Genomic DNA, 11,498 nt, shown 5'->3' with positions numbered 1-11,498 from the left:
TTTTCTATTGTTTTATCTTGTTCCAGGCATTACTCTGTGCTGCATTTATGGAGAACAGAATCTCATATACCGATTCCTTTTCCTTCTGCGTTCCCTTGCCTTTGTAAATGTTTGCCAGCTCGTCGCGCTTGTAGTCTGTCCATATCTGTGGCAGTCTGCTTAGTGGCTTGTCCTCATGACATTTCTTCAGGTCTTCCTGAATGGCCGTTGTTATCTCCGTACGCCCACGCTCTGCATTATTGGCCATTTCATCGAGTCCCTTGCGGTAGTAGTCATACTGCAATTGTCTGAACGGGGCCATTCCACCGTCGAGATAGTCGTTGATGATGGCAAAGCGGTTGCGGTCGTTGTCAAACGACTTCCATCCCGGGAAGTTAAGGTTCTGCGCATTGTTCGTGAGCGTCATGCAACGTTGCAGCACATCCTCACCGCCCATAGGCGCAAAGGTGTCGAGGTTGATGCCTATGATGAGGTAGGCGTAGTATGCAAAAAGGGCAACAAGCTGGTTGTCGAGGGTCTCCTCGTTGAACTCCAGCTGGTCGAATTCCGCAAACTCAAATGTGAATTCATTGTCACTATTATTATAAATAGTCGTTGTATAGGCAGAGTTGTACACGGGGCGTGAAGCCTGTATAAGGGCCTTGCATGTGAAGAGGTTCGAGCTCTTGTCATACTTTGTAACAGTAATGTTGAATGAGCACTGTATGCGCTCATTCTTCTGAAACTGCAGGTTTGTCCACTGCCTGTCGTTGACAAACTGCTCAAGCGTCTGCTGGAGGTTCTCAAAGACGCTCTTGTCCGTGCCCTGTATCTGGTTGTTGTTGATGGTTATTTTTGCCTGTAGCTCCTGCGCATGCGATTGCGGACAGAAGCAGACGAGTGCCATTGCTGTCGTAGCGATGGCTGCGATGCGTCCGAGAATAGTGACAGATGATTTCTTCATGGGCTACGATAGACGTTTGTTGAATTCGCGCAGACGTATGCGTGTGAGCACCTGCTTAGTGTTGTTGGTGAAGTCGCTGGACAGCATCCAGCTGTAATAGCCCGGGTCTCGCTTGAGCACCTCGGCAACATCCCATCCCTTGTACTTGCCAAAGTTGAACACCTCGTGCATGAGTGGCTTACCGTCTTTGTCCTTGATGGTCTCATTCTTGGCATCAACCATCTCCTTCCATATAATACGTCCTGCGAAGTCAACATAGTTGTTGGTTTTCGAGAACTCTGCGAGATAGTCCATGTCGTTGGGCAATGCCCTGTCAGGTGTTTCTGCCGTCAGGGGGTTGTAGCGGTCGAGCTCACCTTGCAGCACACGGTATGTTGCCTCGGTATCCTGGTCGGCACGGTGTGCGGCGAAATCTTCTTCCATCTTCCTGCCACAATAGAACTTGTATGCGGCAGCAAGGTTGCGGCGCTCCATCTTGTGGAAGATGGTCTGCACGTCGATAAGCCTGCATTTGGCAAAGTCGAAGTCTATCCCTGAGCGCAGAAACTCCTCTGCAAGGAGTGGTATGTCGAAGTGGTTGCTGTTGAATCCCGCAAAGTCGCATCCCTTGAACTTTGCCTCAAGCTCCGATGAGAGCTGCTTGAATGTCTTGGCATTAGCGACGTCAGCATCAGAGATGCCTGTCAGCGCAGATATCTCTGAAGGTATAGGCTTTTCCGGATTTACTAAGTAGTCACCCCGCTCCTCCTTGCCGTCGGGATAAACCTTAATGAACGAGATCTGAATTATCCGGTCATTGACGAGGTCGAGACCAGTCGTTTCCAAATCGAATATTACTAAGGGTTTTGTAAGATTGAGTTTCATTTCCTGTATGGATATTGTAAATAGGTCTTTTCAGAAGTTGCCACCGCAGAAAACTCATCCACGGTGGCAACTGTTGCTGAAAGTGTTGTATAGTGCTGATTAGTCACTGATGAGCATTGGCATCACCAGCATTAGTATTTCCTGATTCTCTGGTTGTGTTACAGGTACTATTACTCCTGCTCTGCTTGGGTCTGCGAGCTTAATGGAAACCTCCTCGCTGTCAAGGCTGTTGAGTATTTCAATTAGGGAGTCACCACGGAAGCCAATACTCATTTTCTGACCGCCATAGTCGCAGATAAGAGTTTCCTTGGCACTTGTCGAGAAGTCGATGTCCTCCGATGACACCTCAACCTTTCCTATTTCGATGTTGAAGCGTATGAGCTGGCTGCTTGCGCTTGCAAATGGCAGTACTCGCTTGATGGCACTTAGCAGAGTGCGGCGGTCAAGAGTAAGAATGTTGGGATTGTCAGTAGGTATTACGGAATTGTAGTTCGGGTAGCGGCCCTCGATGAGTATGCAGACTATGGTAGTATCTCCAAATGTAATCTGAGCATTTCTTGATGTGAAGCATATCGTTACCTCGCTATCGTCCTTGGCAAGGCTGTTGCGCAGCAGTGTGGCCGGTTTCTTGGGAAGGATGAATGATGCAGGCACGTCATTCCTTAACTCGAAATTGATGTTGCGTACCAGCTTGTGACCGTCAGTAGCAACAATGGAGAGATTCTCTGTGGTAAGGTCAAAATATATACCGTTCATCACCGGGCGCACCTCGTTGTTGTCGGTAGCGAATATTGCACGTGAGATGCTGTCGCTCAAGATGGCTGACTTCATGGTGAGCACGGTCTGTCCGTCGAGATTGTTAACAGGCAACGGATATTCATCTGCATTCTGGCACGCAAAATTATACTCGCCATTCTGGTAGCAAATTGTTACCATGTAGTTGTTAGTATCGATGTTGAAGGTTAGTGGCTGCTCAGGCAGTTCCTTTACTGCATCGAGTATCGTACGGTTGGGTATGGCAAACCTTCCCTCACCCTCCTGGTAGTCGAGGTGAATGGTGGTTTTCATTGTGTTCTCATTGTCGGAAGCAGTGACACGCAGTTCACCGTCTTGACACTCGAAAAGAAAACAGTCAAGAATTTGCAGAGGGTTTTTGCTGTTGATGACTTTTGATAAAGTCTGCAGTCTGCTGTTTAGGACAGAACTGGATAAGGTAAATCTCATGGTCGTATATTTTTTGATGTTTATATTCTCTTTAAATAAAAATCCGAGGCACCATGCACGTCATTTGTCAAAGGTTGGCGTGTTGCACCCGTTTCCTGTTTACGTGGTACAAAAATACAAAAAAGACATGGTAAGGCAAAAAAAATGGAGGGAAAAGTTTCTTAATTTAGAAGAATTTATTAATTTCGCAATCGAAAAGTAAAAATCAACAGAAGGCATCACGCCGAAAAGTATTTAAACAAATATAAATAATGGAATTACAAGGAAAAATTATCGTAGCTCTTCCCGAGAGAAGTGGTACTTCTGCACGTGGAGAGTGGAAGTCGCAGAGTTTTGTTGTTGAAACCCATGATGCTTATCCCCGCAAGATGGTGTTCGACGTGTTCGGCGCAGACCGTCTGGCGCGTTTCAATATACAGGTTGGACAGGAGGTAATGGTGTCGTTTGATATTGACGCTCATGAATATAACGGACGCTGGTTCAACAATATACGTGCTTTTGATGTACGTCTTGTTGACCCATCTACAGTTGGTGCACAGCCTGTTGCCCAGCCTGCTCCGGCAGCCGCTCCCACAGCAGCATCTGCTGCTCAGGCTCCGTTCCCTCCCATGCAGGATGGCGGTGATGGCAATGCCGATGATCTCCCATTCTAAGCTTTGTGACGCATGCCTTCCGACGGTATGCCTCACAACAACAATACAGAGTGAGCAATCCTTCCGACCATGTGTCATAGGATTGCTCACTCTGGCTAACGAAAACGATAACGAAAACGATAACGAAAACGGTAACGAAAACGATAACGATAACGATAACGGAGACGAAAACGAAAACGAAAACGAAAACGATTTACCCTGGGCTATGTGCTTCTGCGCTTTTGCCTTTCCTTTGCCTTTCCTTTCAGCCGGCGACCTTTGGTTCAGCGCGCGCTGCCTACGGTATTGTCTCTTATCTCCTCTTACTCCTCTCCCTTTATCTCCTCTTAACTCCTCTTATCCTTATCTTCTCTTTGTTTCTTAGCAGCGGGTTTCCTCCTTCTGTTGTTTCGGTTTTTGCCTTTGCTGCCGTTGCCTCTGTCTTTTCTTCCATGCCTGCCATTCTTCTGTCTGAGTTTTGATACAGGCTTATATTCCGGAGCCTCACCAAGCTCCGGTGGTATCGGAATTTTTTCAATATCCTTCTCAAGGAACGCCTCTATTTGGTTGAAATACCTTATGTCCTGGGGATTGACAAACGTTATAGCCATTCCATCGCGGTCAGCACGTGCCGTGCGACCTATGCGGTGGACATAGTCCTCTACATCGTGTGGCACGTCATAGTTGATGACCATCTGTATGTCGTCGATATCAATGCCTCGTGCAACGATGTCGGTAGCAACGAGAACGTCTATCTGCGAGCTTTTGAACTTGAACATCACCTCATCGCGCTCTGCTTGAGTAAGGTCGCTGTGCATCTCGCCAGCGTTCACATGTATCTGCTTCAGCTTTCTCGAAATCTCCTTCACCTTCTCCTTCTTGCCGGCGAATACTATTACCCTGGTGAGGGTCTTGTCGTTGAAGATATGCTTGAACAGTCCTTGCTTCTGTGCATCATGGCATACGTATGCGCTCTGTCTTATTTTCTCTGCCGGTTTGCTGACAGCCAGTTTCACCTCGACGGGATTTTTCAGCAGGCTCTTTGCCAGCTGCTCAATCTTTTGCGGCATTGTAGCAGAGAACATGATGGTCTGACAGTTTGCGGGTAGCTGTTTGGCTATGGAAAGAATATCCTCCGAGAAGCCCATGTCGAGCATACGGTCGGCTTCGTCAAGGACAAAGAATGACACCCTGCTCATATCGACATTTCCCAGCTGCATGTGTGAGATCAGGCGTCCCGGGGTAGCTATTATCACGTCGGCGCCAAGTTTTAGCGATTTAGTTTCCTGGCTATATCTTTGTCCGTCATTGCCTCCATACACCGCAAGGCTTGATATGTCGCCGAGATAGTAGCCGAAGCCCTGCATGGCCTGGTCAATCTGTTGAGCCAACTCTCTTGTTGGCGACATGATGATGCAGTTGATGGCATCCTTTGGATAATTACCTTCGTCAAGCAATGACAGTATTGGCAGAAGGTAAGCAGCTGTTTTGCCAGTACCTGTCTGCGCTATTCCCAACATATCGTGTCCGGCGAGAATTTCCGGGATGCAACGTTCCTGTACGGGAGTACATTCGTCGAAGCGCATGTCATAGAGTGCGTCGAGAATGTTGTCGCTTAGTTCTAATTCGTCAAAATACACTATAAGTAATACTTTTTATGTTTCGCCTTACTGCCTAAGTATCAATTTGGTGCGTTGCGATAGCAGAAGTAGGCGATAACGGTGAATATCATATTTGGAATCCATGCAGCCAGCATTGGTGGCATGTTGGCATTGATGGCAAAAGTAGCCGACACCGTTTGCAGCATGATGTAGCCAAAACTGAGCGCCAGGCCTATACCGAGCGAGAGACCCATTCCACCCTTGCGTTTCCTTGAGGACAACGACAGGCCGATGGTTGTCAGTATGAACGAGGCGAAGCTGGCTGCTATGCGCTTGTGGTATTCAACCTCATACTGCACGACATTGCCGGAGCCTCTGTTCTTCTGTTTCGATATATACTCCTTCAGGTCGGGCGAGGTGAACGTTTCCTGCTGTCCTTTGGAGTATACAAGGTCGGTAGGCTCCATCTGTATGATGGTGTCTTTCTCCATACCGCTGGTGATATGTTCTTTCAGTCCTTTCAGCTCCCGGCATTTCCAGTTGCGTATCTTCCAGTGGTACTTGGAGTCAGAGATAGTGTCGTATTGCACCTCCATTGCCGTGAGGTGGCTGACGAGCTTCTTGTTCTCGAATTTGTCGAGGCTAAAGCCGTTGCCGCTCTTTCTGTTGTTGTCGTAGTATTGCATGTATGCAATAACACCATTGCCTACTTGCAGCTGAATGTTCTCCGCCGAGGTGTTCTTCTTCTTGTTGCGGTACATGGAGTCGAAGTTCTGCCTGATGACCGTGCCATGAGGTATCACGTATGCGCTGAGGTAGAACGAGAGCGACGAGATGAGGACACACGATATCATGTATGGCCGCATGAGGCGCTTGAAGGAGACGCCCGCGGCGAGCATGGAGATAATCTCGGAGTTGCCGGCAAGTTTCGAGGTGAAGAATATTACGGCAATGAAGACAAACAGAGGGCTGAAGAGGTTGGCAAAGTAGGGTACGAAATTCAGGTAATAGTCGAAGACAATAGCCTTGAGTGGTGCCTGATACTGTGCGAACTTAGCCAGGTTCTCATTGACATCGAAGACTATCGAGATGGAGATGATGAGAAGTATGGAGTAGATGTATGTTCCAATAAACTTCTTGATGATATACCAGTCAAGGATTTTAATATACCTTGTTATATTCAGGTATTTCATGAAGCTCAGCTTGCCGGCTATCCACAGCATTGCTTTCCTGAGCCATGCCGTTTTGCGGTATGTCCAAGCGAGGACTGCCTGCAGGCCTTTGGTATGCCTGTCCATCCATCTTAGCGTCCTATATCTCTTGCGATGACGTCGTAGCTTCCTAATACTTGCCATTATTGCTGTCTTTTGTCCTTTTTTGATGCCGTTGTTTTATAGGGAGTTAGAAGGAGTTCTCTCTTAGTATCTCCTCCTCTCTTACCTCCTCACTCCGAGCTGGTCGATGATGCTGGCTTTCCACTTTGTGAAGTCCCCTTGCTCAATGTGCTGGCGGGCATCCGTGACAAGTCTGAGGTAGAATGCCAGGTTGTGTATGCTTGCAATCTGCATGGCCAGCAGTTCCTGAGCCTTGAAGAGGTGGTGCAGGTAAGCCTTCGTGTATATGCGGTCTACGTCGCAGCCATCCGGGTCAATAGGCGAGAAGTCAGCCTCCCATTTCTTGTTCCTCATGTTCATTGTCCCCTCGTATGTGAAGAGCATGGCGTTGCGTCCGTTTCGTGTAGGCATGACGCAGTCGAACATGTCTACCCCTCGCTCGATGGCTTCAAGGATATTCTGCGGTGTGCCCACCCCCATTAGGTAGCGTGGCTTGTCCTTAGGCAGTATCTCGTTGACGACCTCAATCATCTCGTACATCACCTCCGTAGGCTCGCCGACAGCGAGTCCTCCAATGGCATTGCCGTCAGCACCCTTGTCGGCAACATATTTGGCTGCCTCGCGGCGCAGCTCCTTGAAGGTGCATCCCTGAACGATGGGGAAGAGGCTTTGTCTATGGCCATACAGCGGCTCCGTCTCGTTAAATCTGGTGAGGCATCTGTCGAGCCACCGTTGTGTTAGGAGCAGGCTCTTCCGGGCATATTCGTAGTCGCTCTGTCCCGGAGGACACTCGTCGAAAGCCATCATTATGTCCGCGCCGATAATGCGCTGGGTGTCCATGACATTCTCGGGGGTGAATATATGCTTGGAGCCGTCAATGTGCGAGCGGAACTCGCACCCCTCCTCCCTGAGTTTCCTGATGCCCGTCAGCGAGAACACCTGGAAGCCTCCGCTGTCGGTGAGTATCGGCCTGTCCCAGCCGTTGAACTTATGCAGTCCTCCAGCCGCCCTTAGTATGTCGAGTCCTGGTCGGAGGTAGAGGTGATAAGTGTTCCCGAGAATAATCTGTGCTTTCACCTCCTCGCGCAGTTCGCTGAAGTGTACGCCCTTCACCGTGCCAGCCGTTCCCACGGGCATGAAGATAGGGGTCTTTATTTGTCCGTGGTCTGTTGTTATGATGCCTGTCCTTGCGTCAGATGCGTTGTCGGTATGTTGTAGTTCAAATGTCATTTGCTGTCTGTAATTGCTGTTCCTAACATCCCTGCTTGCTGTCGTCCTCCTTCACCGTAAGGTCTACGGGGTTGCTGACAATCTCGTCGGTGAGTGCAAAATCCCATACGTCCTGGATGTTCTCTACATAATGGAATGTCACGCCTTTGAGATATATGGCAGGTATCTCGTCGATGTCCTTCTTGTTGTCCTTGCACATGAGGATATCCGTGATGCCGGCTCTCTTGGCAGCCAGTATCTTTTCCTTGATGCCTCCTACTGGCAGCACTTTTCCGCGAAGAGTAATCTCGCCTGTCATGGCAGTGTTCTTTCTCACCTTTCTTTGTGTAAGAGCAGAAGCTATTGATGTGGCGATGGTAATACCCGCCGACGGGCCGTCCTTCGGTGTAGCCCCCTCAGGAACGTGAATATGTATGTTCCACTGCTCGAACAGCCGGTAGTCGATGCCCAGTTTGTCCACGTGCGCCTTTACATATTCCAGCGCAATGACGGCACTCTCTTTCATCACGTCACCGAGGTTTCCTGTCAGGGTGAGTTTCCCCGCCTTGCCCATGCTCAGCGATGTCTCTATGAACAGTATCTCACCACCAACGCTCGTCCATGCCAGTCCTGTCACCACGCCGGCATAGTCGTTGCCCTGATATATGTCCCTGTAGAACGGAGGCTTCCCGAGCAGTCCCTCAAGCTCAGCAGGAGTAATCTTGCTGTATGGCAACTCCTCGTCGCGTGCCTTCACAAACGCCAGCTTGCGCATAGCCTTGTTTATCTGTTTCTCAAGCTGCCTTACTCCGCTCTCACGTGTATACTGCTCGATAATCTTCTCAAGGGCAGCCTTGTTGAATGTCACCTTGGGAGTGATATTGTCAAGGCCGGTATTTGCGAGTTCCCTTGGAACGAGATGCCGCTTTGCAATCTCCACCTTCTCCTCGGTGATATATCCGCTCAGCTCTATAATCTCCATACGGTCTAGCAGTGGCCGTGGAATGGTGTTCAGGTCGTTGGCCGTAGCTATGAACAGCACCTTCGACAGGTCGTAGTCCACGTCAAGGTAGTTGTCGTGGAATGCGTTGTTCTGCTCCGGGTCCAGCACTTCCAGCAATGCCGACGAGGGGTCGCCGTTGATGGTGTTCTGCGTCACCTTGTCTATCTCGTCGAGGATGAACACGGGGTTTGACGAGCCAGCCTTTTGGATGCTCTTTATGATACGTCCCGGCATGGCACCGACGTATGTGCGGCGGTGTCCCCTTATCTCAGACTCGTCGTGCAGGCCGCCGAGCGACATTCTTACATACTTGCGCTTCATGGCCGCCGCTATGCTCTTTCCGAGACTGGTCTTGCCCACTCCCGGAGGCCCGTACAGGCAGATGATAGGCGACTTCAGGTCACCCCTAAGCTTCAGTACGGCCAGGTACTCGAGTATGCGCTCCTTGGCCTTCTCCATGCCGTAGTGGTCATGGTCGAGGATTTTCTGCGCTCTCTTCAACTCGAGGTTGTCCTTGGTATATTCGCCCCATGGCAGCTGCACCATCTGCTGCAGATAGTTCAGCTGAACGCTGTACTCAGGACTCTGCGGATTGAACATGTCGAGTCTGTCGAGTTCCTTGTAGAACACCTTTCCCACCTCCTCAGGCCAGTTCTTCTTCTCAGCCTGTTCCATGAGGCCTTTCTTCTCCGGCGAGCCGTCACCGCCGCCGAGCTCCTCCTTGATGTTCTTTATCTGCTGTTGCAGGAAATACTCTTTCTGCTGCTCGTCCAGGTCCTCTCGTGTCTTGTCCCTGATGCTGTTTCTGATGTCAAAGAGCGATATCTCCTTGTTGAGCGTGCGCAGCGTGGTGTATATTCTCTCCTCAAGAGAGTTCTCCTCGAGCATGCTCATTTTTTCCTTCACGCTGAACGTCATGTTGGCGCAGATGAAGTTCACGAGCACCACATCATTGCTGATGTTCTTCAGTGCGAAGCGCGACTCGTCGGGCATGTCCTCGTTCTTCTTTATATATTCGGCGGTTGTCTGATGGAGGTTCTTCATCAGCGACTTGAACTCCCACGATTCGGTATCGGGGAGCACATCCATAATCGGAGTCGTAATGCCCTTCAGGAATGGCTTAGTCTCCGTAAGGCTGTCGAGCTTGCATTTTCCAAGCCCCTGCAGGATGATAGTCATCTCTCCACGCTCGCCAGGCATCTCCATTACCCTGATAATTCTTGCGTATACGCCCGTGTCGTACAGGTCGCTGTATGTAGGGTATTCGATGTCGCTCTGTTTCTGGCAGAAGACACCAATGATGACACTTGGGTCCTTCTGCATCTTCTTGACGATTTTCATGCTGCTTTCCCTGCCTATCAGCAGAGGAGTGATAACACCTGGGAACATCACCATGTTGCGGGTGGCCAGCACGGGTATCTCGCCCTCCACCTTAGTGTCGATAAGGTTGCGTATGTCGCCTTCAAAATCGGCTATCATCTGTATGGAAGTGTTTTGTTTCTTGCTCATTTTTATTACGCTTCTATGCTTTTAGTGTGCAAAGGTAGTTATTTTTGTTCATATAAGCTAATTTGAGGAGTGTTTTTTGGTTCTCGCAAAAAAAAGTTCCACTGGCATTTTCTGTCAATGGAACTCGTTGGTAGTCGGTAAGGGAATCGAACCCTTATGCCAAGATTGAGAATCTTGTATCCTAACCGTTAGATGAACCGACCATCTGTATTGGTGCTCTTTTTCAAAGCGATGCAAAGGTAGTGTTTCTTTTTGAAATATCACACAAAACACCTCCGTATTTAAGAGTTGTTTTGTGTTGTTAACAGCTTTTTTGAAAAAAGGAGCGACGCCTACACGTAGCTCCTTTTAAATAAATAAGTAGGGTGTACAGTTTGATGTACAAATATCAGTAGCAACGCCCTGAACCAAAGGTCGCCGGCTGCAAGGAAAGGCAAAGGGCAACCTGCTCATAGCCCAGGGTAGAGCGAAGCGGCACCCTGGGTGTTAGAGGAATCTAATCAATGCGCCCTGAAAGGGCAAAAGCGTTATCTGTCCTGCTGGTGTCTATGCTTTTGCCCTTTCAGGGCGATCATCAGCTACATGCAATAGCCCAGGGTGTCGCTACGCTTTACCCTGGGCTATGTGCTTTTGCGCTTACAGCGCGATAATTACCTCAAACCTTAGTCCTCCGACCTTCGAACCTCTCGAACCTCTCGAACCCTCGAACCTCACAGCGCATGCGCTACGCACGATGATGCTGTGATGGCGCATAGCACGGACGATATGAACGTCAGGATGGCCTGTATAATGCTATGCTTCTGTTCGCTTGACATTTTCATGGCTTAGCTGTTTTTAGCGGCGTCAATGTCTACAGTTCCTTCACCCTTCTTCTCGGCAGCGAGAACGGCAGCCTGAGCCTTGCGGGACGATACCTGCGTGAAGGTGGCATCCTTGATAAGGTCCTGCAGCTCCTCGGCAGGCTTAAACACAAGGTTTACGGACTTGATGTTGCTGGCGGTGAATTTCTCCATGCTCTCCGCACCTACGCTCGAAAGCGAGATGCTGAACGAGCCAAGCCCGTCAATAATCACCTTGTTGCCAGCCACGAGCATCTCGCGCAGGCAGCTTACCATGTCGGTGGTCACGCCCTTCACGGTACCCTTCGAGAATACGCCATTGTGCTCGCTGATGTGGTTG

8 protein-coding genes, 1 tRNA gene and 1 pseudogene are annotated in these 11,498 nt (G+C 49.5%); 1 reads left to right on the top strand and 9 read right to left on the bottom strand.

The annotated features are described in order from the left end of the window. Positions 1–4: 4 nt before the first annotated feature. From CIL02_RS08590 to dnaN, 3 genes are all read right to left on the bottom strand, one after another. Positions 5–886: a DUF4835 family protein gene (locus CIL02_RS08590; protein ID WP_094401017.1), complete on the bottom strand. Its 882-nt coding sequence runs from the start codon at positions 884–886 to the stop codon at positions 5–7. Between the two features lie 60 nt (positions 887–946). Continuing rightward, entirely contained in the window at positions 947–1,807 is an 861-nt protein-coding gene (locus CIL02_RS08585; RefSeq protein WP_094400908.1) for a 3'-5' exonuclease, read from the bottom strand. Between the two features lie 99 nt (positions 1,808–1,906). Continuing rightward, positions 1,907–3,031 carry a DNA polymerase III subunit beta gene (gene dnaN, locus CIL02_RS08580; protein ID WP_094400907.1) on the bottom strand — a complete coding sequence of 375 codons (1,125 nt, stop codon included), beginning with the start codon at positions 3,029–3,031 and terminating at the stop codon, positions 1,907–1,909. 251 nt (positions 3,032–3,282) lie between these two features. On the opposite strand from dnaN, the gene CIL02_RS08570 reads away from it, so the two are divergent. Continuing rightward, entirely contained in the window at positions 3,283–3,684 is a 402-nt protein-coding gene (locus CIL02_RS08570) for a DUF3127 domain-containing protein (protein WP_094400903.1), read from the top strand. 347 nt (positions 3,685–4,031) lie between these two features. Here CIL02_RS08570 and CIL02_RS08565 read toward each other — a convergent pair. The 6 genes and pseudogenes from CIL02_RS08565 to CIL02_RS16320 all read right to left on the bottom strand — a co-directional run. Continuing rightward, positions 4,032–5,303, bottom strand: a pseudogene (locus CIL02_RS08565) (DEAD/DEAH box helicase); the annotation flags it as partial. A 41-nt stretch (positions 5,304–5,344) separates the two neighbouring features. Next, on the bottom strand, positions 5,345–6,619 hold the full coding sequence (locus tag CIL02_RS08560; RefSeq protein WP_094400899.1) for an LptF/LptG family permease: 1,275 nt from the start codon (positions 6,617–6,619) through the stop codon (positions 5,345–5,347). 81 nt (positions 6,620–6,700) lie between these two features. Further along, positions 6,701–7,828 carry a tRNA guanosine(34) transglycosylase Tgt gene (gene tgt / locus CIL02_RS08555; RefSeq protein WP_094400897.1) on the bottom strand — a complete coding sequence of 376 codons (1,128 nt, stop codon included), beginning with the start codon at positions 7,826–7,828 and terminating at the stop codon, positions 6,701–6,703. 22 nt (positions 7,829–7,850) lie between these two features. After that, complete coding sequence (gene lon / locus CIL02_RS08550) at positions 7,851–10,319, bottom strand: endopeptidase La (RefSeq protein WP_094400895.1); 2,469 nt, start codon at positions 10,317–10,319, stop codon at positions 7,851–7,853. A 128-nt stretch (positions 10,320–10,447) separates the two neighbouring features. Further along, positions 10,448–10,522 (bottom strand) — tRNA-Glu (locus CIL02_RS08545). Positions 10,523–11,143: 621 nt separating this feature from the next. Further along, positions 11,144–11,498, bottom strand: a 355-nt coding sequence (locus tag CIL02_RS16320) for a DNA-binding protein (RefSeq protein ID WP_094400893.1), incomplete at its 5' end; no start/stop codon positions are given.

Source organism: Prevotella sp. P3-122 (assembly GCF_002251365.1).
Lineage (GTDB): Bacteria > Bacteroidota > Bacteroidia > Bacteroidales > Bacteroidaceae > Prevotella.
Note: the sequence above shows the minus strand (reverse complement) of the source record. Positions and strands in the feature narration are given on the sequence as shown.

Excerpts from the sequence above, each read along its gene's own strand:
- tgt (WP_094400897.1), bottom strand. The coding sequence starts at position 7,828 with ATGACATTTGAACTACAACATACCGACAACGCATCTGACGCAAGGACA.
- CIL02_RS08585 (WP_094400908.1), bottom strand. The coding sequence starts at position 1,807 with ATGAAACTCAATCTTACAAAACCCTTAGTAATATTCGATTTGGAAACG.
- dnaN (WP_094400907.1), bottom strand. The coding sequence starts at position 3,031 with ATGAGATTTACCTTATCCAGTTCTGTCCTAAACAGCAGACTGCAGACT.
- CIL02_RS08590 (WP_094401017.1), bottom strand. The coding sequence starts at position 886 with ATGGCACTCGTCTGCTTCTGTCCGCAATCGCATGCGCAGGAGCTACAG.
- CIL02_RS08560 (WP_094400899.1), bottom strand. The coding sequence starts at position 6,619 with ATGGCAAGTATTAGGAAGCTACGACGTCATCGCAAGAGATATAGGACG.
- lon (WP_094400895.1), bottom strand. The coding sequence starts at position 10,319 with ATGAGCAAGAAACAAAACACTTCCATACAGATGATAGCCGATTTTGAA.
- CIL02_RS08570 (WP_094400903.1), top strand. The coding sequence starts at position 3,283 with ATGGAATTACAAGGAAAAATTATCGTAGCTCTTCCCGAGAGAAGTGGT.